Origin of the sequence: Streptomyces humi, from assembly GCF_001005085.2 — a bacterium.
Taxonomy (GTDB): Bacteria; Actinomycetota; Actinomycetes; order Streptomycetales; family Streptomycetaceae; genus Streptomyces; species Streptomyces humi.
On the sequence record NZ_LBMU02000070.1, the window covers coordinates 102,032 to 125,023 of the forward strand.

A 22,992-nucleotide genomic window follows, 5' to 3' on the forward strand; every position below is an offset into this window, starting at 1 on the left:
TCGGTCGTTCCGGTGGCGGGAAATCGTCGATACGGTGATGGTGGGCGGCGGGGGACTTCTTCGCGCGCAGGGAGAGCTTCAGATGCCCGAGATCACCACTCCGTACGCGACCGGCACCCCGTGCTGGGTCGATCTGATGGCGAAGGACCAGCAGGCGGCGCTGGACTTCTACCGGGACCTGTTCGGCTGGCAGGGCGAGGTCGGCGCGGCCGAGTTCGGCGGGTACGCGGTCTGCACGCTGCACGGCAAGCCGGTGGCCGGTATCGGCCCGGCGATGGCGCCCGACGGCGAGCCCGAGCCGCCGACCGTGTGGACCACCTACCTGGCCAGCACCGACGCGGAGGCCACCCAGGACACCATCGTCTCGGCGGGCGGCACCCTGCTGGCCCCGGTGATGGACGTCGGCACGCTCGGCCGGATGCTGATCGCCGCCGACCCGCAGGGCGCGGTGTTCGGGGTGTGGCAGCCGGGCGAGTTCCACGGCGCGGGCCTGGCCAACGAGCCGGGCACGCTGATCTGGAACGAGCTGAACACCAGCGACCTGCCCGCCGCCACCGGCTTCTACGGACAGTCCTTCGGCATCGAGATCCAGCCGATGGCGGGCGCGGAGGGCGACTACTGGTCGCTGAACGTGGGCGGCCGGGGTGTGGGCGGCGCCGCCCGGCTCGGCGACGACCGGCCCGGCACCCCGCCGCACTGGCTGACGTACTTCGCGGTGGACGACGTGGACTCCACCGTGGACGCGCTGGTCAAGCGGAACGGCACGGTGCTCGCGCCGCCGTTCGACATGATGGCCGGCCGGATGTCGGTGGTCGCCGACCCGCAGGGCGCGGTCTTCGCGATCCTCGCGCCGAAGTCGATGGCCTGACGCGCAGAGCAGGCCGGCGCCGAAAGCGACAGGTCCGGCGCCCCTTCCGGTTTCCGTGCCACCGGCGATACCCCTGGAGACGACCGGCGGTACGGGGACGGAAGGGGACGGGGTCATGGGTGGAGACGAACGGGTGGCGCCCGGCTGGCGGGTGGACGGGCGCTGCACGAACTGCGACGTCGCCCGGCAACTCGCGCCGGGGCTGATCGGCGAGGTGGACGGTCGTTCCGTCGTACTGCGCCAGCCGCGCGACGCCGTGGAGGCCGAGCGCCTGCATGCCGCCGCGCACGCCTGTCCCACCCGGTCCGTGCGTCCCCCGGGCGGGCGGCTCGATGCGGGGCGGGACCCGTTCCCGCTGGCCCTGGACGACACGGTGGCGGTGTGCGGGCACAACTCCCCGCTCACCGCCGGCGCCAACTCCTTTCTCCTGCGGCGTCCTGACGGCACGTCGATGATGATCGACACTCCGCGCTGGAGTCCGGCCCTCGCCGCGCGCCACGAGGCACCGGGCCCGGTCACGGACGTCCTGCTCACCCACCGCGACCACGCGGCGCACGGCCGCCGGTACGCCGACCGGTTCGGCGCCCGGCTCTGGATCCACGAGGGCGACCTCGACGCCGCCCCGGACGCCGACCGGGTGCTGCGCGGCACCGCCCCGGCCGAGATCGCGGACGGCGTCCTCGCCCTCCCGTTCGCCGGCCACACCCGCGGCAGCGTGCTCTACCTCGCCGACGACCGGTACTGCTTCAGCGGCGACAGCTTCTACTGGTCCCGCACGACGGCCGACATCGAGGTCGCCGACAGCGTCACCTGGTACTCGATCCGGGAGCTGGCCGCCTCCCTGAGCCGGGCCGCCGCCGACCGGCCGCGCTTCGAGTGGCTGCTGCCGGGTCACGGCGACCGCCGCCGGCTCCCCGCCGACGACATGGCCGCCCGCCTGCGGCGACTGGCGGCGCGCACCCAGGCACTGCGTCCCCGCCCGGTGGACTTCACCGCGGTGCGCTGGTGACGCCCAGCACCCGCCGCCCGACTCCCACCCACCCCGGCCCCCGGCCTCCCTGACCCCGGCACCCGGCTACCGCCGACCCCCGCCACCCGGCTCCCGACCCCCGCCACCCGGCTCCCGGCTCCCGGCTCCCGGCTCCCGGCTAGCCTCGTCGCCCGGCCTGGGCCGACCCCGGCTTCCCTGACCCCGCCACCCGGCTCCCGCCGACCCTGGCGGCCGGCATCCCTGAGCCCCGCGGTGTGATCAGTCACGATTCGGTTTCGGCCGTCTCCGCCCCCTTGCCCCATCCCCGTGTAATCGATTCCAATCCTCGGTACACGCATCCGTGTAATCGATTCCACGCGGTGCACGAGTTCCACGAGGAGGTGGAGCGGCGATGGCGAGCATCAAGGACGTCGCTGCCGCGGCCGGGGTTTCCGTCGCCACGGTGTCGCGCGTCCTGAACGACCATCCGTCGGTCAGCGACGACGCCCGTACCCGGGTACTGGCCGCCGTCGCGGCGCTGGGCTACCGCCCGAACGCCGTCGCCCGTTCCCTGCGCACCGACCAGACCCGCACCCTCGGCCTGGTCATCAGCGACGTGCTCAACCCGTACTTCACCGAGCTGGCCCGCTCCGTGGAGGAGGCGGCCCGCGCCCTCGGCTACAGCGTCATCATCGGCAACGCCGACGAACGGCCCGAGCTCCAGGACCACCACGTGCGGACCCTGCTCGACCGGCGGATCGACGGGCTGCTGGTCTCCCCCACCGACGGCGGTTCGCCGCTGATGCTGGAGGCGGCCAGGGGCGGCACGCCGATGGTCTTCGTCGACCGGTGGATCCCGGGCGTCGACGTGCCGGTGGTCCGCTCGGACGGCCGGGCCGCCGTCCGGGACCTGGTGGCGCACCTGCACGGGCTGGGGCACCGGCGGCTGGCGATCATCGCGGGACCGGCGGCCACCACCACCGGCAGCGAGCGGGTACGGGCCTTCCGGGAGGCCCTCGCCGAGTACGGCGTCCCACTCCCCGAGGCCTACATAGGCCAGGGCGACTTCCAGGCCGAGAGCGGCCGGCGGGTCACCGAGGGTTTCCTCGACCTGCCCGAGCCGCCCGAGGTGATCTTCGCCGCCGACAACCTGATGGCGCTGGGCGCGCTGGACGCGGTCCGGGCGCGCGGGCTGCGGGTGCCGGACGACGTGGCACTGGCCGCGTTCGACGACATCCCGTGGTTCGTGCACACCGACCCGCCCGTCACGGCCGTCGCGCAGCCGACCGGCGAGCTGGGGCGCGCCGCGGTGCGCGCGCTGGTCGACCGTATCGAGGGGCGGCCTCCGCAGTCCGTGACCCTCCCCGCCCGGCTCGTCGTACGCCGTTCGTGCGGCGAGAACCCGGACCAGAACGTTCAGAACAGGAGCCAGTCGTGAGCAACCAGGACGAGTTGCTGCGCATCGAGGGCATAAGGAAGACCTTCCCCGGCGTGGTCGCGCTCGACAGCGTCGACTTCGACCTGCGCCGCGGCGAGGTGCACGTACTCCTCGGTGAGAACGGCGCGGGCAAGAGCACCCTCATCAAGATGCTCTCCGGTGCCTACACGCCCGACGCGGGGCGGATCCTGGCCGACGGCGAGGAGGTGCGCATCCACGGTGCGCAGGACTCCGAGCGGCTCGGGATCGCGACGATCTACCAGGAGTTCAACCTCGTACCGGATCTCACGGTCGCCGAGAACATCTTCCTGGGCCGGCAGCCGCGCCGCTTCGGGGTGATCGACCGCAAGCGGATGGAGGCCGACGCCGAGGTCCTGCTGGGGCGGGTCGGGGTCGACGTGTCGCCCCGGGCGCGGGTGCGCGAACTCGGTATCGCCCGTCTCCAGATGGTCGAGATCGCCAAGGCGCTCAGCCTGGACGCGCGGGTGCTCATCATGGACGAGCCGACCGCGGTGCTCACCTCCGACGAGGTGGAGAAGCTCTTCACGATCGTGCGCCGGCTGCGCGCGGACGGCGTCGGGATCGTCTTCATCACGCACCACCTGGAGGAGATCGCCGCCCTGGGAGACCGGGTGACGGTGATCCGCGACGGCAAGAGCGTGGGCCAGGTGCCCGCCGCCACCCCCGAGGACGAGCTGGTCCGGCTGATGGTCGGGCGGTCCATCGAGCAGCAGTACCCGCGCGAGCGGGCCGAGACCGGCGCCGCGCTGCTCTCCGTGGAGGGGCTGACCCGGGACGGTGTCTTCCACGACGTGAGCTTCGAGGTGCACGCCGGCGAGGTCGTCGGCGTCGCGGGCCTGGTGGGCGCCGGACGTACGGAGGTGGTGCGCGCCGTGTTCGGCGCCGACCCCTACGACAAGGGGGCCGTCCGGGTCTCCGGTACGACGCTGAAGCGGCACGACGTGAACGCGGCCATGTCCGCCGGGATCGGGCTCGTCCCCGAGGACCGCAAGGGGCAGGGCCTGGTCCTGGACGCCTCCGTCGAGGAGAACCTCGGCCTGGTGACCTTGCGGAAGGCCACCCGGGCCGGGATCGTCGATCTCAGGGCGCAGCATGCCGCCGCCGAGCGGATCGCCGGGCAGCTGGGCGTCCGGATGGCGGGCCTCGGCCAGCACGTGCGCACGTTGTCCGGTGGCAACCAGCAGAAGGTCGTCATCGGCAAGTGGCTGCTCGCCGACACCAAGGTGCTGATCCTCGACGAGCCCACCCGCGGCATCGACGTCGGCGCCAAGGTCGAGATCTACCAACTGATCAATGAGCTGACGGCCGCCGGGGCCGCCGTACTGATGATCTCCAGCGATCTGCCCGAGGTGCTCGGTATGAGCGACCGGGTGCTGGTGATGGCCCAGGGCCGGCTCGCGGGCGAGCTGACCGCGGAAGAGGCCACCCAGGACGCCGTGATGGCGCTCGCCGTCAGCAACCCCACCATGACCGACAAGGAGGCCGCTCGTGGCCACTGACACGCTCAAGAGCACCACTACGGGCGCCGGTGGCGTACGCCGGCTGCTCCTCGACAACGGCGCGCTCACCGCGCTGATCGTCCTCGTCATCGCCATGTCGGCGCTGTCCGGTGACTTCCTGACCACCGACAACCTGCTGAACGTCGGCGTCCAGGCGGCCGTGACGGCCATCCTCGCCTTCGGCGTGACCTTCGTGATCGTGTCGGCCGGCATCGACCTGTCGGTCGGCTCGGTGGCGGCCCTGTCGGCGACCGTGCTGGCCTGGAGCGCGACCCAGAACGGGGTACCGGTCGTCATCGCGGTGGTGCTCGCGGTCCTCACCGGTGTCGCGGCCGGGCTCGTGAACGGCTTCCTCATCGCGTACGGCAGGCTGCCGTCGTTCATCGCGACGCTCGCGATGCTGTCGGTGGCGCGCGGTCTGTCGCTGGTGATCTCCGGGGGCTCCCCGATCGCGTTCCCCGACTCGGTCTCGCACCTCGGTGACACGCTCGGCGGCTGGCTGCCGGTGCCGGTGCTCGTCATGGTCGTGATGGGGCTGATCGCGGCCTTCGTGCTGGGCCGGACCTACATCGGCCGTTCCATGTACGCCATCGGCGGCAACGAGGAGGCCGCCCGGCTGTCCGGACTGCGGGTCTCGCGGCAGAAGCTCGCCATCTACGCGCTGTCCGGGCTGTTCGCGGCCGTCGCGGGCATCGTGCTGGCGGCCCGGCTGTCGTCCGCGCAGCCGCAGGCCGCCAACGGCTACGAGCTGGACGCGATCGCCGCGGTCGTCATCGGCGGCGCCTCGCTGGCCGGCGGCACGGGCAAGGCGTCCGGGACGCTGATCGGCGCGCTGATCCTCGCGGTGCTGCGCAACGGCCTCAACCTGCTCAACGTCTCCGCGTTCTGGCAGCAGGTCGTCATCGGTGTCGTCATCGCGCTGGCGGTGCTCCTCGACACCATGCGCCGCAAGGCCGGGGCCACCCCGGCGGCGCCCCGGATCGGCGGGAGCAAGGGGAAGCAGGCCGGGACGTACGCGCTCGCGGTGGTCATCACCGTGGCGCTGGCGGCCGCGACCTCCCTGCTGCACACGGGCTCCGCCTCCGGCACGCCGAAGGTCGGGCTGTCGCTGTCCACCCTGAACAACCCGTTCTTCGTGCAGATCCGGTCCGGCGCCGAGGCCGAGGCGAAGAAGCTGGGCGTGGACCTGACCGTCACGGACGCCCAGAACGACGCCTCGCAGCAGGCCAACCAGCTTCAGAACTTCACCAGTTCCGGGCTCGGCGCGATCATCGTCAACCCGGTGGACTCGGACGCGGCGAGCAACTCCGTGAAGGCCGCCGACAAGGCGGACATCCCCGTCATCGCGGTCGACCGGGGCGTCAACGACGCCAAGACCGACACGCTGGTCGCCTCCGACAACGTCAGGGGCGGTGAGCTGGCCGCCCAGACGATCGCGGACAAGCTCAACGGCCACGGCAAGATCGTGATCCTCCAGGGCCAGGCCGGCACCTCGGCCGCCCGGGAGCGGGCGCAGGGCTTCGCCAACGGGCTCAAGGCCTACCCCGGTATCCAGGTGGTGGCGCAGCAGCCGGCCGACTTCGACCGCACCAAGGGCCTCGACGTGATGTCGAACCTGCTCCAGGCCCACCCGGACATCCAGGGTGTCGTCGCCGCCAACGACGAGATGGCGCTCGGCGCGATCAAGGCGCTGGGTTCCAAGGCCGGTACGTCGGTCTCGGTGGTCGGCTTCGACGGCACCCCGGACGGCCTGACCGCGGTCAAGAACGGCACGCTGTACGCCTCGGTCGCGCAGCAGCCCTCGCAGCTCGGGAAGATCGCCGTGGACAGCGCGCTCAAGGCGATTCAGGACAAGAGGATCGACCCGACGATCAAGGTGCCGGTGAAGGTGATCACGAAGGCCAACGTGGCGGGCTTCACGGGCTGAGGCACCGACGAGTCACCGCTGAGGCACTGCCGAGACGGCCGGGGCGTTCACTTCGGTGTGCGGCCCGGCCGCCTCGTCGCTCATTCGCATAGGGAGTCATGTGATGTACGACTACGACCTCCTGGTCGTGGGATCGGCCAACGCCGACCTGGTCATCGAGGTCGAACGGCGGCCGGCCGCCGGTGAGACGGTGCTCGGCGGCGACCTCGCCACGCACCCCGGCGGCAAGGGCGCCAACCAGGCGGTCGCCGCCGCCCGGCTCGGCGCCCGTACCGCCCTGCTGGCCCGGGTCGGCGACGACGCGCACGGCAGGCTGCTGCTCGACTCGCAGCGGGCGGCCGGGGCGGACACGGCCGGCGTGCTGGTCGGCGGGGCGCCGACGGGCGTCGCGCTGATCACCGTGGACCCCTCCGGTGACAACAGCATCGTGGTGTCCCCCGGCGCCAACGGGCGTCTCACGCCTGCCGACGTACAGGCCGCGGCCGGCCTCCTGGGCGCCTCCCGGGTGGTCTCCGCACAGCTGGAGATCCCGCTGGAGACGGTGGTGGAGGTGGTACGGAGCATGGCGCCCGGCAGCCGTTTCGTGCTCAACCCGTCCCCGCCGCTGCCGCTGCCCGCCGAGGTGCTGGCGGCCTGCGACCCGCTGATCGTCAACGAGCACGAGGCGAAGGTGATCCTCGGTGAGACGGGCGCGGACGGGGAGCCGGCCGACTGGGCCCGGCTGCTGCTCGCGAAGGGTCCGAGGTCGGTGGTGGTGACGCTGGGCGCGGACGGCGCGCTGGTGGCCGACGGCGACGGCGTGACGGCGGTGCCGTCCGTGCAGGTGGCCGCGGTGGACACCACGGGCGCCGGGGACGCGTTCACGGCTGCCCTCGCGGTACGGCTGGGCGCCGGCGCGGCGCTGCCGGAGGCGGCGGCGTACGCGGCCCGGGTCGGGGCGGCGGCGGTGACCCGGCGGGGTGCGCAGGAGTCGTACCCGACGGCGGCGGAGGTCGAGGCGCTGTGAGGAAGGCGGGCATTCTCAACCGTCATCTCGCCGGTGCGCTGGCCGAGTTGGGACACGGGCACGGGGTGCTGGTCTGCGACGCCGGGATGCCGATCCCGCACGGGCCACGGGTCGTGGACCTCGCCTTCCGGGCCGGGGTGCCGTCCTTCGCCGAGGTGCTGGAGGGGCTGCTGGAGGAGCTGGTCGTGGAGGGCGCGACGGCGGCGACGGAGATCCGCGAGGCCAATCCGGCCGCGGCCGCCCTCCTGGACGGCCACTTCCCCGGCCTGGCCCTGGTCCCGCACGAACACCTGAAGGAACTGTCGGCGGACGCCCGGCTGGTCGTCCGCACGGGCGAGGCCCGGCCGTACGCGAACGTACTGCTGCGCTGCGGGGTGTTCTTCTAGGAGGGGTGCCCTTCCTGGCGTGGGGTGCGGTGCCCCGGCGGCCGTCGAATATCGGTGGATCCTCCGTTGCGGTCAGGGCAGAATCCACCGCATCCGGGATCCGGGATCCGGGATCCGGGGCGAGGGGGAGCCTGTTTGGACGTGTTCGCGTGTGCCGGGTGCGGTACGGAGCTGACGGCGCCGGTGTCCCGGGTCGCCCTCCCCGTCCACACGCACCACGGGGGGTGGGAGCAACTCCACCCGCCGCTGATGGAGCCCGCGACCTACGCCGTCGACCCCGAGCCCACCGGACCGCCCTGGCGCCCGTGGAACGAGGTCGGAGCGGACGCGGCTGCCCGGCAGGGCGTGTTCGCGCCGGTGTACTCCGTCTCCTTCGGGGCGCGGAACCGGATCGTCATCGCCCCTGGGGACTCCCGGTCCATGGTCCTGATCCCCGACAGGTGCGAAGGCTACTGCCGGGGTGTGGACGGCCGGGCCGGTCCCAACCTGGCGTGCGTGGGATGCGGGCGGGCCGTGGCGACCCGTATGGACGACTGCGGCATGTGGCAGACGGTGTGGCTCGAGCCCGCCGCGGTCGTACGCCGCCCCTCGGGGCTCCCGGCCGGCCCGCCTCCCGACTGGGACGATCTGGAACGCGCCGAGCACCGCGTCCCGCCCGTCGAACCCGACGGGTCGTGGAGCCGTCGCTGGGAGGCGGCGGTCGGAGTCGCACTGGCCCATCTCGTGGCGGTCACCGAGGACCGCCCGGTGAACCTCCCTGACGGCCCCGTCGCCGAGTTGCTCGGCCACGCCGTCGGCCGGTACCTCCCCGCCGGGCCCGGAGCCCGGTCCGTGGGGCTGGCCGGCCCGGGGATCCACCTGCCCCGGCCCCGTCCCGACATCCTCCTCGTCCCCCGCCATCCCCTCACGGGGGCGCCCTGGCGTCCGCCGGGCGACGAGGAGGCTGTGGTGCCGCTGGACAGCGGGGTCTGGGCCTACCTCGCCCATCCGGGCGAAACCTCACCGATCCCCGCGACCGGAGGCCTGCCGGAGGGCGTCCTACGGGACGACTACCCCCTGCCGCCACGTCCCTGGTGCCCCCTGACGCCTCACCACGGCGCCTTCGGGTACACCCTGGTCCGGCTCCCCGCCGTACGCGCGCCCCGGCTGCACCGGTATCACGACGCGTCCCACAGAGCCCTGCACCCGAGGTAGACGAAAACGAGGCGGCGTGGGCGGCGACGTCCGCCGCGGGCGCCGCCTACCTGCCCACCTCGGCCGAGGCCACGCAGGTCAAGCACGTCCTCGGAGCCGGCGCCCAGGCGGCCGGAGCGGCCGGACTCGTCGTGGTGGACGCGCTCCCGCGCTTCCCTGCGGCGCCGAGTGGCGGCGGACGGGTGGGTGAGCTGGTCCGCGGGCCGGACGCCGGCCTTCGCTCGCTCAGGGAGCAGCGGGGCGTGACCCGGGCGCGGCCATGCGAACGATGACCCGGCCGCTGTTGCCCGTGGGGGTTTCCACCGCGTGGTACAGCTTCTTGATGTGCTTCTGCGCGAGGAACGCCAGCACCCGCTGCTTCAGCTGACCCGATCCTTTGCCCGGAATGAACTCGACGACGTCCTCGCCGGTGTGCGCCGCCCTGAAGAGGGTCTGTCGCAGCGTCAGCTCGATGTCACGGTTGTTCTTGAAGATCGGATGCAGATCCACGGTGATCACTCTTGTCCGCCCCCAGAAGTCGGGATGATCACGGCCACGATCCGGACCACCGCACGCCAACCTACCGTGGCGGCCACGACTCCGCCGCGTCTCCCGGGGCTCCGCGCCGGCCTACGCGCCGGGCGGGCGGAAGTCGACCTGTCTGCGGGTGGCCTCGTCGATCTCCTCGAGGGTGAGGAGGGGGGTGGCCCGGGTGTGGAGGGCGCCGCTGGCCTTGACGCCGAGGCTGACGGCGGCCATGGAGACCGGGTCGGGGAAGTCGAGGACGCACACGAAGTCGTCCTCCCCGAAGGAGAAGTACATGGCCTCGACCGTGCCGCCGAGGCCGGCGACCACCTGCTCCACGGCGGCGCGGCGGCCGGCTCCGCCTTCCCTGAGCAAACCCTTCGCGCCCTCGGACGTGTAGGTGGCCTGGATGAGGAACTTCGGCATAGGGGCGCTCCCTGCACGTGACGTGTCGGCTCCGGGTGTCCTTCCCGCCGTCGCGTTCGCCGCCTTGCGGCGGACGGCCGGATTCACCCGTACGGCACATCGTCGGGAACCCGAAAGCCGGTCCCGGACTGTAGAGATCATGACAATAACGGGTAGTGATGCCGACATGCCTTTACGTCGGTCACTCCGGTTACGTCGATCACGTTCGGGAACGACACGCACCGCCGTGCTCCTCGCCGCCGCGGCGCTGGTCCTGGCGGGCTGTGACAGCGGCGGCGGCGCGCACGACGGCGACGGGCGGCAGCAGCTGACCGTGGCGGCGCTGCCGCTCACCGACTCCGCCGCCCTCTATCTGGCCCGGGACCGCGGGCTGTTCGCCAAGGAGGGTCTGGACGTCCGCATCCAGCCCGTGCAGCAGAGCATCCAGGCGTTGCCCGCGTTGCTCAAGGGACAGGTCGACGTCATCGCGAGCGCGAACTACGTCACCTACCTCCAGGCGTACGAGAAGGGCACCCTGGACCTGCGGATCCTCGCCGAGGGCGTGCGGATCGCGCCGCACATGATGGATGTCCTCGTGCCCAAGGACTCCGCCCTGAAGTCGCCCGCGGACCTCGCCGGCAAGAAGGTCGCCGTCGCCGTCCTGAACAACATCCAGTCCCTCACCCTGAACGCGATCCTCGACGCCCGGCACGCCGGCCGGCCCGTCTACCGGCAGATCCTGTTCCCGCAGATGGGCCCGGCCCTGCAACGGGACCAGGTGGACGCCGTGCACGCGGTCGAGCCCTTCGACACGGCCATCCGGGGCGACCTGGGCGCCCGGGTGCTGCTCGACGGCGGTTCGGGACCGGCGAAGGGCCTGCCCGCCAGCGGGTACGTCACCACGGCCGCCTTCGTGAAGAAGAACCCGAAGGCGGCGGCGGGCTTCCGGCGTGCCGTCGAGGCCGCGTCCGCACTCGCCGCCGAGGACCCGTCGGCGGTGCGCACCGAACTGCCCGAGTACACCAAGGTGACGGCGGACCAGGCCGGGTCGATCCACCTGCCGGCCTATCCGCCGACCGCCGATCCGGCCGCCCTGCGCCGGCTCGTCCGGCTCATGCGGACGCAGGGGCTGCTGACGAAGGACATCGACCCGGCACCCCTGCTGGTGAAATGACCCGGCGCGACCCCACCCGGCGCCGGGAACTGCTGCTGGGCCTGCTCGGCGCGGCGGCGGCCTTCGGGATCTGCGAGGCGGTGTCCCGGGCCGGGCTCGTCCGGCGCAGCTACCTGCCGCCCGCCTCCGAAGTCGTCGTACGCGCCGTCCGGCTGGCGGGCGACCGGGCCTTCCTCGACGGCATCGGGGTCACCCTGCGGGCCTGGGCGCTCGGCCTCGGGCTCGCCTGCGCGCTCGCCGTGCCGCTGGGACTGCTGCTGGGCACGGTGCCGGTGGTCGAGGCCGCCACCCGGGCCGTGCTGGAGTTCCTGCGGCCGCTGCCGTCCGTCGCGCTGATCCCGCTGGTGTCGCTGCTGCTCGGGTCGGGCACCGAGACCGAGGTGACCCTGATCGCGTACGCCTCGCTGTGGCCGGTGCTGTTCAACACCGTGTACGGCCTCGGCGAGACCGACCCGCTGGCCAGGGACACCCTGCGCGCCTTCGGGTTCGGCCGGCTGGCGGTGCTGCTGCGGGCGGACCTGCCGGCCACCGCCCCGTTCATCGCCGCCGGCGTGCGGATCTCGGCCTCGGTCGCCCTGATCCTCGCCGTCGCGACGGAGCTCCTCTCCGGCTTCGGCCAGGGCCTCGGCATCTTCATCGCACAGGCTCAGACCAGCACCGACGGCACCCGCGACGTGCTGGCCGGGGTGGTGTGGGCGGGCGCCCTGGGGCTCGCGGTCAACGGCATCCTGGCCGGCGCCGAACACCGGTTGTTCGCCTGGGCGCGGGAACCCCGGCCGGAGGCACGGAGGCCACGACGGACCACGCCACAGCCGTGGACACGGACCCACCCGGGGCGAGACCACCCATGACACGGCCGGACCGGGAAACGGGGCCGGAAGCAGGGGCGGAGGCGGGGGTTCGGCCGTGGTCATGCTCGCGCCCGTACCGTGACGGGCCGTCAGGCGTCGTGCGCGGCCCGGTGCGGAGCCGTACCGCCGCCCTCGTCCCCGGCCAGGTCCGCGCCCGCTCCCCGTTCCCCTTCCTGCTCCGCTGGTCCGTGTTCCTCGGTGCCGGCCTCTGCTGGGAGGTGGCCGCCCGGGCGCGGCGCAGCGTGTACTTCCCGCCGCCGCTGCGGATCGTCCGGCACGCCCTCGACCTGTGGTTCTCCGGCCCCGCCCGGCATCTGTTCCTCAGCTCGGACGCCGTCGGCACCATCCTGCCGAGCCTCGGCCGGATGGCCGCCGGGTTCGCGCTCGCCGCCGTGGCCGGGATCGCCCTGGGGATCGCGGTGGGCCGCTCGCGCCGGGCGTACGCGCTGTGCAACCCGGTGCTCCAGTTCGCGCGGGCCGTGCCACCGCCCGCGCTGGTGCCGGTGTTCGTCGTCGTCTTCGACGTCGGTACGCCCATGCAGGTGGCGTCGATCGTGTTCGGCGCCGTGTGGCCGGTGCTGGTCAACTCGGCGGAGGGCGCCCGTGCCACCGACCCGCTGCGGCTCCAGGTGGCGGCCGTGCTGCGGCTGACGGCACCCGAGCGGCTGTGGTTCCTGATCCTGCCCTCGGCGCTGCCCCGGATCCTCGCGGGGCTCCGGCTCGGCCTGTCGCTGTCCCTGATCCTGATGGTGTTCTCGGAGCTGCTGCCGGGCAGCGACGACGGCATCGGGTTCACGCTCACCGACGCCATGACCCGATCCGACCTGCTCACGGTGTGGGCGGCGCTGTTACTGCTCGGCGCGCTCGGGTATCTCCTCAACACCGCACTGCTGGCGGTCGAGAAACGGCTCGTCGGTCCGGGATCCCCGGCAGGGAGGACGGTATGACGACGACCACGGTGCGCGAGGCGGTCGTACGGCTGCTGCGTGACACCGGCATGACCACGGTCTTCGGCAATCCGGGCTCCACGGAGCTGCGGATGTTCCGGGACTGGCCGGACGACTTCACCTACGTACTGGGCCTCCAGGAGTCCGTCGTCGTCGGCATGGCGGCCGGGCACGCGCTCGGCACCCGGCGGGCCGCGTTCGTCGGACTGCACTCGGCCGGCGGCCTCGGGCACGCGCTCGGCGCGGTCTTCAACGCGTTCCGCGACCGGGTGCCGCTGGTGATCGTGGCCGGTCAGCAGGCGCGCTCGCTGATCCAGTTGCGGCCGTTCCTCGGTGCCGACGAACCGGCCCTGTTCCCGCGCCCGTACGTGAAGTCCGCGCGTCAGCCGGAGCGGGCCGAGGACGTGCCGGCGGTGCTCGCCGAGGCGTACCGGCTCGCGATGGCGCCGCCGCGCGGCCCGGTGTTCGTGTCGGTGCCGGAGGACGACTGGGACCGGCCCGCGGAGCCCGTCGCACCGCGCACGGTGCACTCGGCGTTCACGGCCGCCCCGGACGTCCTGGCCGCGCTCGCCGCCCGGCTGGAGAGCTGTGCGCGCCCGGCGCTCGTGGTCGGACCGGGGGTGGCCGACGAGGACGCCACCGACGAGGTCCGGGCGCTGGCCGAGCTGCTGCGGGCCGCGGTGTGGATCAGCCCGCTCTCCGGCCGCTCCGGCTTCCCGGAGTCGCATCCGCTGTTCCAGGGCTTCCTGCCGCCGGTCGCGGGCCCCCTGGCCGCGTGTCTCGCGCCGTACGACGTGGTGCTCGCACTCGGCGCGCCGGTGTTCACGTACCACGTGGCGGACGGCGGTCCGCCGCTGGCGCCCGGCACCGAGCTGTTCCACATGGACTGCGACCCCGGCCAGGCGGCCTGGCTGCCCACCGGCACCAGCGTCGTCACCACCCTGCGGCCCGCCCTGACGCACCTCACCGGGCTGCTGAAGCAGGCCCACCGCGCCGCGCCGCCGCCCCGCCCGGCACCGCCCCCGACCCGCACCGCCGGAGTACGGGAACCGGCCGGAGCCGGGGAGCGCATCACCGCGGAGCTGTTCTTCGACCTCCTGCGCGAGCGGCTGCCGCGCGACCGGGTCCTCGTCGAGGAGGCGCCGAGCCACCGCGACGCGCTGCACGCGCGGGTGCCCGTCGAAGCGGGCGGCGGGTTCCTGACCACGGGCAGCGGGGCGCTCGGCTGGGGGCTGCCGCTCGCGGTGGGCCGGGCCCTCGCCGACCGGCGCCGGGTGGTGTGCGTGGTCGGGGACGGCTCGGCGCTGTACTCGGTGCAGGCCCTGTGGACCGCGGCCCGGCACACGGCCCCGGTCACCTACGTCCTCCTCGACAACGGCGGATACGAGGCCGTGGGCGCGCTGGGCCGCCGGATCGGCGTCGCGCCCGTCCCCGGCACGACCGTCACCGGCATCGACTACGCGGCCCTCGCGGAGTCCTTCGGCTGCCCCGCGGCCCGCGCCGAGCACCCCGGGGAACTCCCGGCCGCCCTGGACCACGCCCTGGGCGCCGGCGACGACTCCGGCCCCTTCCTGCTGCACGTCACGGTGGCCGGCGGCGCGGGCACCCTCTACGAACCCCGGGTCGGGTGAGAGGGTGCTGCGCCTCGACTCCGTCAGCCGGCGCTTCGGCGAGCAGCACGTCCTGGACGGCATCAGCCTGACCGTGCCCGACGGGCAGCTGCTCAGCGTGGTCGGCCCCTCCGGCTGCGGCAAGTCCACGCTGCTGCGCACCATCGCCGGGCTGCTGCCCGCGCAGGAGGGCACGGTCACGGTCGACGGGACCCCGGTGACCGGCGTGCCGGAGCGGCTCGCGGTGGTCTTCCAGGAGTACGGCCGCTCGCTGCTGCCCTGGCTCACCGTCCGCGACAACGTGGCCCTGCCGCTGCGCCGCCGGGGCCTTGGCCGCGCCGCCCGCCGGGCCGAGGCCGAGACCATCCTCGAACGCGTGGGTCTGCACGGGGTCGCCCGGCGCCGTCCGCGCGAACTGTCCGGCGGTATGCAGCAGCGCGTCGCCATCGCCCGCGCCCTGGTCTGCCGTCCCTCGCTGCTGCTCATGGACGAGCCGTTCGGCTCGCTGGACGCGGGCACCCGGGAGGATCTGGAGGACCTGCTGCTGGAGGTCCACCGGGCCGACGAGACGACCATCGTGTTCGTCACCCACGACATCGACGAGAGCGTGTACGTGGGAGACCGCGTCGTCGTCCTCTCCGCCGGCCCCGGCTCCCGTGTCGTCCGGGACCTGCCGGTCACCCTGCCCGGCGAACGGGACCAGATCACCACCCGCGGCTCCACCGCCTTCGTGACGCTGCGCACGGAGGTGGGCCGGGCGGTGCGGGCGGTGCGGGGCGCTCCGCCGGAAGGACCGCGGTGAGCGGCGGCCCTCGGGAAGGCACCCGGACGTGATTCGAGGGGGCCCGGTCCGTCGACCGAACCCCCTCGGCTTTCCCCCTCCGGATCAGAACCCCCGTGATCCCCCCGGATCCCCCTCCGAAAGTCCTGACGCCACGTAAGACAGACGAGGTGGGACGAGGGTTGTACGGGAGTTCAAGATTCTTTCCGGCGGCCGGTCCGTTCAGCGGACCTCGACGGAGACCGGCTCGGAGACGGACCTGCCGTCCTTCGCGCGGACCACCTGGGCGCCCTTGTCGTCGAACTTCTCGCCGAGCTTGTAGGCGCCCTTCTTGACCTTCGCCGTCCCGGGCAGGGCCAGCCACTTCCTGCCGTCCTTGACCTGGAGGGTCACCTTGCTGCCGTCCTTGATGCCGGTGGCCCTGCCGGTGAAGGTGACCACGTCGCCCAGCCGGACGTGGGCGGCGCTCGCCTTGACGGTGAGCGCCGGGGCGGGGGCCGCGACGGCGGCCGTGGCACCGGTGGCGAGGAGCACGGCGGAAACCGCGGAAACGGTGGCGATACGCACGTTCACAGAAATCTCCTTGACTCTGAATAGACTTCCCGACCGCAATTACACGAGCTTTGCTCTGAGTTGCGGCCGACTCGAACTCTAGGGACACGACCAGCATCTACACGGTTCCGATCGGGTCGAGAAAATTCGAATCTACAGGTGAACCACAGCAAATCTAGGAGCCCTTGAAAGGCAGGAATCCGGCGAGCAGGGAATATAAAAAGAACCTGTGCGAAGGAGGCTTCGCACAGGTTCTGACCGGACCTCGCCGGACGGCCCGGTTACCGGTTCACGTGTGCCACGAAACGGCTCGCGGTCTCCGCCAGGACCTCGCGGCCGTCCCGTGCCCACAGGCCGTCGTTGAAGAGCTCGACCTCGATGGCGCCGGTGTAGCCGGCCGCCTCCACGTATCCCAGCCACTCCCGCATGTCGATCGCGCCGTCGCCGATCTGGCCGCGGCCGTTGAGGACGCCCGCCGGCAACGGGGTCGTCCAGTCGGCGAGCTGGAAGGTGTGGATACGGCCGCCGGCGCCGGCGCGGGCGATCTGGGCGGGTGCCTGATCGTCCCACCAGATGTGGTACGTGTCGACCGTGACGCCGACCTGGTGCGCCGGGAAGCGTTCCGCGAGGTCCAGGGCCTGGGTGAGGGTGGAGACCACGCAGCGGTCGGCGGCGTACATGGGGTGCAGGGGTTCGATGGCCAGCCGGACGCCGTGCTGTTCGGCGTACGGGCCCAGCTCGGCGAGGGCGTCGGCGATCCGCTCCCGGGCACCGTGCAGGTCCCGGGAGCCGGCCGGGAGGCCGCCGGAGACCAGGACCAGCACCTCGGTGCCGAGGGTCGCCGCCTCCTCGACGGCGCGCCGGTTGTCGGCCAGGGCCGCCGCGCGTGCGTCCGGGTCGATCGCCGTCAGGAAGCCGCCCCGGCACAGGGTGGTGACCGTCAGGCCGGCCTCGCGGACCAGTTTGGCGGTCGCCTCCACGCCGTGGGACTGCACCGGCTCGCGCCACAGACCCACGCCCGGCACACCCAGTTCCAGGCAGGCGTCGGCCAGTTCGGGGATCGACAGCTGCTTGACGGTCATCTGGTTGATCGAGAAACGCGACAGGTCGCCGCTCACCGCGGTCACTGGTCCACTCCGTACAGGGCGAGCAGGGTCTTCATCCGCTCCTCGGCCAACTTCGGGTCCGGGAACAGGCCCAGCCCGTCCGCGAGTTCGTAGGCACGGGCGAAGTGCGGCAGGGAGCGGGCCGACTGGAGGCCGCCGACCATGGTGAAGTGGGACTGGTGGCCCGCCAGCCAGGCCAGGAGGACCACGCCCGTCTTGTAGAAGCGGGTGGGGGCCTGGAAGAGGTGCCGGGAGAGTTCCACGGTGGGGTCCAGGAGGCCGCGGAAGCCCGCCGTGTCCCCGGTGTCCAGGACCCGGACCGCCTCGGCCGCGAGCGGGCCCAGCGGGTCGAAGATGCCGAGCAGCGCGTGGCTGAAGCCCTGCTCGTCACCCGCGATCAGCTCGGGGTAGTTGAAGTCGTCGCCGGTGTAGCAGCGGACCCCGCCGGGCAGGCGGCGGCGGATGTCGATCTCCCGCCGGGCCTCCAGGAGCGACACCTTGATGCCGTCGACCTTGTCGGGGTGGGCGGCGATGACCTCCAGGAAGGTCGCGGTGGCCGCGTCCAGGTCGGACGAGCCCCAGTAGCCCTCCAGGGCCGGGTCGAACATGGGGCCGAGCCAGTGCAGGACGACCGGTTCGGAGGCCTGGCGGAGCAGGTGGCCGTAGACGTCGAGGTAGTCCTCGGGTCCGTCGGCGGCCGCGGCCAGCGCCCGGGAGGCCATCAGGATGGCCTGGGCGCCGGTCTCCTCGACGAGCGCGAGCTGCTCCTCGTAGGCGGCCCGGACCTCGGCGAGGGTGGCCGGGCCGGTGAGCTGGTCGGTGCCGACGCCGCAGGCGATCCGGCCGCCGACCGTCTTCGCCTCGGCGGCGCTGCGGCGGATCAGCTCGGCCGCGCCCGCCCAGTCGAGGCCCATGCCGCGCTGGGCGGTGTCCATCGCCTCCGCGACGCCCAGGCCGTGCGACCAGAGGTGGCGGCGGAAGGCGAGGGTCGCGTCCCAGTCGACGGCGGCGGGCGAGTCGGGGTTGCTGTCGGCGAACGGGTCGGCGACGACGTGCGCCGCCGAGAAGACCGTGCGCGAGGTGAAGGGGGTGCCGGGAGTGAGGGCGAGCGGTTCGCCGCGGGTCTCGTAGGTCCGCAGCGAGCCGTCGGCCGAGGGCAGTCGGAGGGTCACAGCGAGATCTCCGGTACGTCGATGCGGCGGCCCTCGGCCGAGGACTTCAGGCCCAGCTCGGCGAGCTGGACTCCTCGGGCGCCGGCCAGCAGGTCCCACTGGTAGGGCGCGTCGGCGTAGACGTGCTTGAGGAACAGCTCCCACTGGGCCTTGAAGCCGTTGTCGAACTCGGTGTTGTCGGGGATCTCCTGCCACTGCTCGCGGAAGGCGTAGGTGGCGGGGATGTCCGGGTTCCAGACCGGCATGGGGGTCGCGCTGCGGTGCTGGACACGGCAGTTGCGCAGGCCGGCGACCGCTGAGCCTTCGGTGCCGTCCACCTGGAACTCGACCAGTTCGTCGCGGTTGACGCGGACCGCCCAGGAGGAGTTGATCTGGGCGACGGCGCCGCCGTCGAGCTCGAAGATGCCGTAGGCGGCGTCGTCGGCGGTGGCGTCGTAGGGCTTGCCGCCCTCGTCCCAGCGCTGCGGGATGTGGGTGGCGGTGAGGGCCTGGACGGACTTCACCCGGCCGAACAGCTCGTGCAGCACGTACTCCCAGTGCGGGAACATGTCGACGACGATGCCGCCGCCGTCCTCCGCGCGGTAGTTCCAGGACGGGCGCTGGGCGGTCTGCCAGTCGCCCTCGAAGACCCAGTAGCCGAACTCGCCGCGGACGGACAGGATCCGGCCGAAGAAGCCGCCGTCGATGAGCCGCTTCAGCTTCAGCAGGCCGGGCAGGAAGATCTTGTCCTGGACGACGCCGTGCTTGATGCCCTTCGCGTGCGCGAGCCGGGCCAGCTCCAGGGCGCCGTCCAGGCCGGTCGCGGTCGGCTTCTCGGTGTAGATGTGCTTCCCGGCGGCGATGGCCTGCTTCAGGGCCTCCTCGCGGGCGGAGGTGACCTGGGCGTCGAAGTAGATGTCGATGGTGGGGTCGGCGAGGACCGCCGAGAGGTCCGTGGCGATGTGCTCGCCGGACAGACCGTGCCGGTCGGCGATCTCGCGGAGCGCGTGTTCCCGGCGGCCGACGAGGACCGGTTCCGGCCACAGCACGGTGCCGTCGCCGAGGTCGAGACCGCCCTGTTCGCGCAGCGCGAGGATCGAGCGGACGAGGTGCTGTCGGTAGCCCATGCGCCCGGTCACGCCGTTCATGGCGATACGCACCGTCTTGCGTGTCACGTGTTTCCCTTCGTCCGCGTGCGTCTCAGCAACGCAGCAAGCGCTTTCTATACAGTCTGAAGCTAGCCTTTCACCACTGGTCTGTACAAGACCGTGACGGGGTCGACTTGTTCGAGGGGGCGAACAACCAGGGTGATTGGCCTTATGGTCTGCACGGCAAGGGGGCTTCCTTTGATCAGGCTGTGTACGACGGCGTACGACAAGATGCGCGACCGGAGGACGACGAGATGACGGTGACCCTGGCGGACGTGGCGGCCCGCGCCCAGGTCTCGCCCGCGACGGTGTCGCGCGTACTGAACGGCAACTACCCGGTGGCGGCGACCACTCGGGAGCGGGTGCTGCGGGCGGTGGACGAGCTGGACTACGTCCTCAACGGGCCCGCGAGCGCGCTCGCGGCGGCCACCTCCGACCTGGTCGGGATCCTCGTCAACGACATCGCCGACCCGTTCTTCGGGATCATGGCGGGGGCGATCCAGTCCGAGATCGGCGGGCCCGGCGGGCGCGCGGGCGGCGAGCGGCTGGCTGTGGTGTGCAACACAGGGGGCTCGCCGGAGCGGGAGCTGACGTACCTGACCCTGCTCCAGCGGCAGCGGGCGGCGGCGGTGGTCCTGACCGGCGGGGCCGTGGAGGACGCGCCGCACGCGGCGGCGGTGGCGGCGAAGCTGCGCAAGCTCGCCGACGCGGGCACCCGCGTGGTGCTGTGCGGGCGGCCGCCGGCGCCGGAGACCGACGCGGTGGCGCTGACCTTCGACAACCGCGGGGGCGGCAAGGAACTCACCGAGCACCTCATCGGGCTCGGGCACCGGCGGCTCGGCTACATCGCGGGCCCGGAGGAGCGGACGACCACCCGGCACCGGCTCGAGGGGCACCGGGCGGCGCTGGCCGCGGCCGGGATCGAGGAGGACCCGCGCTGGACCGTGCACGGCCGGTACGACCGGCGGGCGGGGTACGAGGCGACGCTGGAGCTGCTGCGCCGGGACCCCACGCTCACCGCCGTGGTGGCCGCGAACGACTCCGTCGCGCTGGGCGCGTGCGCGGCGCTGCGCGAGTCGGGACTGCGGATCCCGGAGGACGTGTCGGTGGCCGGCTTCGACGACCTGCCGTTCAGCATCGACGCGGTGCCTTCGCTGACGACGGTACGGCTGCCGTTGGCGGAGGCGGGCGCACGGGCCGGGCGGATCGCCATGGGGCGCGAGGAGCCGCCACCGGGAGGCATCGCGACGGTCCGGGGGGAGCTGATGGTCCGGGGCTCCTCAGGGGTACCGCGAGGCTGAGGCGGCGCCGACCGCCCGGGGTCTCACAGATCGCGGGCGACCGGCGGGGGGCCTCACAGCCCTCAGACCACAGGCGACCGGCCGGGCGTCTCACAGCCCCGAACCGCGGGCGGCCGACCGGCATCCCGTGGGCCGCGCGCAGGCGGCGGTCGACCGGCGTCCCGTGGGCCGCGCGCGGGCGGCGGTCGGTCGGGGAGCCGTCTCGCACACCACGGACCGGGGGTGGTCGGCGGGGCGGTGGGGGTCAGGGTCTGGGAGGGCGGGAGCGGGTCAGCAGCGGGAGCGGTGCCTCGCCTCGTCTGCGGTCCCGGTACCAGCGGCGGCCGGTGTCGTAGGCCCGGCGGGCCCGGCGCACCGGGGTCAGCTGGGTGGCCAGGTGGGTCTGATAGCGCCAGGGGGGCTGGTTGCCCTGGCGGACCGCCATCGCGTAGGCGAAGTCGACGGGGTCGCGGTCGAGGTAGCCGTCGAGGTGCTCGAACCAGGCCATGCTGGTGCGTGCCGCCGCCTGGACGGAGTGCAGTTCGGCGCGGCGGTGCCGGTCGTACTCGTGCAGGGCGACCCGCGGATCGTCGTACCGCTTCAGCGCGTGGGCGAGCACGATCGCGTCGATCATCGCGAGCCGGGTGCCGGAGCCCAGGGTGAAGTGGGTGGTGTGCGCGGCGTCGCCGGCGAGGACCACCCGGCCGTCGACCCAGGTCCTGTTGGTGACGTGCGTGAAGCGCTGCCACCTCGCCGGGGCGCCGCGCGACCTGCTGATCAGGGAGTGGCCGTCGAGGGCCCGGTGGAACACCTTCTCCAGCAGGGGTACGGCGTCCTCCTCGCCCATCGTGTCGAGGCCGAGGCCCTGCCAGGTCTCCGGGGAGCACTCGACGATGCAGGTGCTGACACCTTTGAACGACGGGTAGGCGTGGAACCAGATCCAGCCCGCCTCGGTCTCCTCGAAGGCGAAGACGAAACTGTCGAACTGCCGGTCCGTGCCGAGCCAGATGAACGGGTTGCGGCCGGTCTCCAGCCGGGTGCCGAAGTGCTCGGCGCGGCTCTGCCGGATCCGGCTGTTCGCGCCGTCGGCGGCCAGCACCAGGTCGGCTTCGGGCAGGTCGGCGGGGTCGGCGAGGCGCTCTCCGTGCCGTACGTCCACGCCCAGGGACCGGGCGCGCCGGGTCAGGATGTCGAGCAGGGCGGCGCGGCCCATGCTGTAGCCGTAGCCGCCGAAGTAGGCGGTCCCGTCGTGCCGGTCGCCGTGCACGCGGATGTCCTGCTGCTGCCAGAGCACGGAGCCGGCGCTGATCGCGCGGGCGCTCTCGGGGTCGTTGCCGTGCAGGATGTCCAGCAGGTCGTTCCAGTACACGACGCCCCAGCCGTAGGTGGCCTCGGGCGGGTCCGCCTCCAGGACGGTGATCTCGTGTCCGGCGTCCCGCAGCTTCGCCGAGATCGAGAAGTAGAGTCCGGCCGGGCCTCCGCCCACGCAGACGATCCTCATCCGGTCACCGCCTCCTGGCGTCGGGGCCCGTGCCCCGCAAGGGATTCGATGCACGGGTCCGGGTGCCCGAGGGGTCGGGCACCCGGATCCGTCCTTCACTGTCAGAGAGCGTCAGCGACCGTGGGTTCAGTCTCCCCAGCCACCGCCGCCGTAGCCGCCGCCCCCGCCCCAGCCGTCGTCGTCGCCGCCCCAGCCGCCGCCACCGTGGTGGCCGCCGCCCCAGCCGTAGTCGTCGTCGCCGCCCCAGCCCCAGCCGCCGTGGTCGTGGCCGCCGCCGTAGCCGCCACCGCCGTAGCCACCGCCGCCGTAGCCGCCACCGCCGTAGCCGCCGCCACCGTGGCCGCCGCCGCCGTAGCCGCCACCGCCGCCGTGGCCGCCACCGCCGCCACCGCCGCCGTGGTCGCCGTACGCGGCGACGTGGGCGGGTGCGGCACCGGTGGCCGCGCCGGCGACTCCGGCACCGGCCGCGAGCGCCAGGATGGGCGCCGAGATCGCAGCGATCGCGACCCTCTTCATACGTGTGGTGTGCGCGCGCATTTCTCGCCCCTCTCCGAGGGTGTGGATGTGTACCGGCGGCCGCTCAGGGGGACCGCCCTGCGTGCGCTCCAGAGCCTGCGCGCAGCTCTGAGCGCGTCCGCCGCCCTCGATGCCGGTTCTCCGCACCGCACGGGTT

The 22,992-nt window shown here is 73.0% G+C and carries 22 protein-coding genes; 14 read left to right on the forward strand and 8 right to left on the reverse strand.

Going from position 1 to position 22,992, the window contains the following annotated elements; translation table 11 throughout:
- Positions 1-82: 82 nt before the first annotated feature.
- The 8 genes from AAW13_RS28630 to AAW13_RS28665 all read left to right on the forward strand — a co-directional run bounded on the left by AAW13_RS28630 (position 83) and on the right by AAW13_RS28665 (position 9,309).
- Positions 83-868, forward strand: a complete 786-nt coding sequence (locus tag AAW13_RS28630) for a VOC family protein (protein ID WP_046731488.1) — start codon at positions 83-85, stop codon at positions 866-868.
- A gap of 115 nt (positions 869-983) precedes the next feature.
- A complete protein-coding gene (locus AAW13_RS28635; RefSeq protein ID WP_046731487.1) occupies positions 984-1,877 on the forward strand; it encodes a 4Fe-4S domain-containing protein in 894 nt (297 codons plus the stop codon).
- 373 nt (positions 1,878-2,250) lie between these two features.
- Positions 2,251-3,276 carry a LacI family DNA-binding transcriptional regulator gene (locus AAW13_RS28640; RefSeq protein ID WP_046731650.1) on the forward strand — a complete coding sequence of 342 codons (1,026 nt, stop codon included), beginning with the start codon at positions 2,251-2,253 and terminating at the stop codon, positions 3,274-3,276.
- The gene (locus tag AAW13_RS28645) at positions 3,273-4,796 is read left to right on the forward strand and encodes a sugar ABC transporter ATP-binding protein (protein WP_046731649.1); all 1,524 of its coding nucleotides are present in this window, start codon (positions 3,273-3,275) and stop codon (positions 4,794-4,796) included. The genes AAW13_RS28640 and AAW13_RS28645 overlap by 4 nt, the downstream gene beginning before the upstream one ends.
- Positions 4,786-6,723, forward strand: a complete 1,938-nt coding sequence (locus tag AAW13_RS28650) for an ABC transporter permease/substrate-binding protein (protein ID WP_046731648.1) — start codon at positions 4,786-4,788, stop codon at positions 6,721-6,723. The genes AAW13_RS28645 and AAW13_RS28650 overlap by 11 nt, the downstream gene beginning before the upstream one ends.
- A gap of 103 nt (positions 6,724-6,826) precedes the next feature.
- The gene (locus tag AAW13_RS28655; RefSeq protein WP_046731647.1) at positions 6,827-7,729 is read left to right on the forward strand and encodes a ribokinase; all 903 of its coding nucleotides are present in this window, start codon (positions 6,827-6,829) and stop codon (positions 7,727-7,729) included.
- Positions 7,726-8,115, forward strand: a complete 390-nt coding sequence (gene rbsD / locus AAW13_RS28660) for a D-ribose pyranase (RefSeq protein WP_046731646.1) — start codon at positions 7,726-7,728, stop codon at positions 8,113-8,115. Before AAW13_RS28655 ends, rbsD begins: the two co-directional genes overlap by 4 nt.
- 135 nt (positions 8,116-8,250) lie before the next feature.
- Positions 8,251-9,309 carry a hypothetical protein gene (locus AAW13_RS28665; RefSeq protein ID WP_046731645.1) on the forward strand — a complete coding sequence of 353 codons (1,059 nt, stop codon included), beginning with the start codon at positions 8,251-8,253 and terminating at the stop codon, positions 9,307-9,309.
- 225 nt (positions 9,310-9,534) lie between these two features.
- On the opposite strand, the gene AAW13_RS28670 is transcribed toward AAW13_RS28665, so the two are convergent.
- On the reverse strand, positions 9,535-9,807 hold the full coding sequence (locus AAW13_RS28670; RefSeq protein WP_046731644.1) for a Smr/MutS family protein: 273 nt from the start codon (positions 9,805-9,807) through the stop codon (positions 9,535-9,537).
- Positions 9,808-9,918: 111 nt separating this feature from the next.
- Positions 9,919-10,239, reverse strand: coding sequence for a GYD domain-containing protein (locus AAW13_RS28675; protein ID WP_046731643.1), 321 nt, complete (start codon positions 10,237-10,239; stop codon positions 9,919-9,921).
- A 226-nt stretch (positions 10,240-10,465) separates the two neighbouring features.
- Between AAW13_RS28675 and AAW13_RS28680 the strand changes: the two genes are divergently transcribed.
- From AAW13_RS28680 to AAW13_RS28700, 5 genes are all read left to right on the forward strand, one after another.
- Entirely contained in the window at positions 10,466-11,392 is a 927-nt protein-coding gene (locus AAW13_RS28680; RefSeq protein WP_046731642.1) for an ABC transporter substrate-binding protein, read from the forward strand.
- Positions 11,389-12,243, forward strand: a complete 855-nt coding sequence (locus AAW13_RS28685) for an ABC transporter permease (RefSeq protein ID WP_052768650.1) — start codon at positions 11,389-11,391, stop codon at positions 12,241-12,243. The genes AAW13_RS28680 and AAW13_RS28685 overlap by 4 nt, the downstream gene beginning before the upstream one ends.
- Before the next feature lie 110 nt (positions 12,244-12,353).
- Positions 12,354-13,190 (forward strand): ABC transporter permease, encoded by an 837-nt coding sequence (locus AAW13_RS28690; protein ID WP_046731663.1) that lies wholly within the window; start codon positions 12,354-12,356, stop codon positions 13,188-13,190.
- On the forward strand, positions 13,187-14,821 hold the full coding sequence (mdlC, locus tag AAW13_RS28695; protein ID WP_046731641.1) for a benzoylformate decarboxylase: 1,635 nt from the start codon (positions 13,187-13,189) through the stop codon (positions 14,819-14,821). The genes AAW13_RS28690 and mdlC overlap by 4 nt, the downstream gene beginning before the upstream one ends.
- Positions 14,822-14,825: 4 nt before the next feature.
- Positions 14,826-15,602 carry an ABC transporter ATP-binding protein gene (locus AAW13_RS28700; RefSeq protein ID WP_046731640.1) on the forward strand — a complete coding sequence of 259 codons (777 nt, stop codon included), beginning with the start codon at positions 14,826-14,828 and terminating at the stop codon, positions 15,600-15,602.
- Positions 15,603-15,803: 201 nt separating this feature from the next.
- Here AAW13_RS28700 and AAW13_RS28705 read toward each other — a convergent pair whose 3' ends face one another.
- From AAW13_RS28705 to AAW13_RS28720, 4 genes are all read right to left on the reverse strand, one after another.
- On the reverse strand, positions 15,804-16,154 hold the full coding sequence (locus AAW13_RS28705; RefSeq protein ID WP_046731639.1) for a hotdog family protein: 351 nt from the start codon (positions 16,152-16,154) through the stop codon (positions 15,804-15,806).
- A 260-nt stretch (positions 16,155-16,414) separates the two neighbouring features.
- The gene (locus AAW13_RS28710; RefSeq protein ID WP_046731662.1) at positions 16,415-17,215 is read right to left on the reverse strand and encodes a sugar phosphate isomerase/epimerase family protein; all 801 of its coding nucleotides are present in this window, start codon (positions 17,213-17,215) and stop codon (positions 16,415-16,417) included.
- Between the two features lie 41 nt (positions 17,216-17,256).
- Positions 17,257-18,411 (reverse strand): dihydrodipicolinate synthase family protein, encoded by a 1,155-nt coding sequence (locus AAW13_RS28715; RefSeq protein ID WP_046731638.1) that lies wholly within the window; start codon positions 18,409-18,411, stop codon positions 17,257-17,259.
- Positions 18,408-19,565, reverse strand: coding sequence for a Gfo/Idh/MocA family protein (locus tag AAW13_RS28720; RefSeq protein WP_046731637.1), 1,158 nt, complete (start codon positions 19,563-19,565; stop codon positions 18,408-18,410). Before AAW13_RS28720 ends, AAW13_RS28715 begins: the two co-directional genes overlap by 4 nt.
- A gap of 227 nt (positions 19,566-19,792) precedes the next feature.
- Here AAW13_RS28720 and AAW13_RS28725 point away from each other — a divergent pair, with 227 nt between their 5' ends.
- A complete protein-coding gene (locus AAW13_RS28725) occupies positions 19,793-20,839 on the forward strand; it encodes a LacI family DNA-binding transcriptional regulator (RefSeq protein WP_046731636.1) in 1,047 nt (348 codons plus the stop codon).
- Between the two features lie 244 nt (positions 20,840-21,083).
- On the opposite strand, the gene AAW13_RS28730 is transcribed toward AAW13_RS28725, so the two are convergent.
- On the reverse strand, positions 21,084-22,319 hold the full coding sequence (locus AAW13_RS28730; protein ID WP_046731635.1) for an FAD-dependent monooxygenase: 1,236 nt from the start codon (positions 22,317-22,319) through the stop codon (positions 21,084-21,086).
- Positions 22,320-22,445: 126 nt separating this feature from the next.
- On the reverse strand, positions 22,446-22,835 hold the full coding sequence (locus tag AAW13_RS46435) for a hypothetical protein (RefSeq protein WP_071659715.1): 390 nt from the start codon (positions 22,833-22,835) through the stop codon (positions 22,446-22,448).
- Positions 22,836-22,992: the final 157 nt, after the last annotated feature.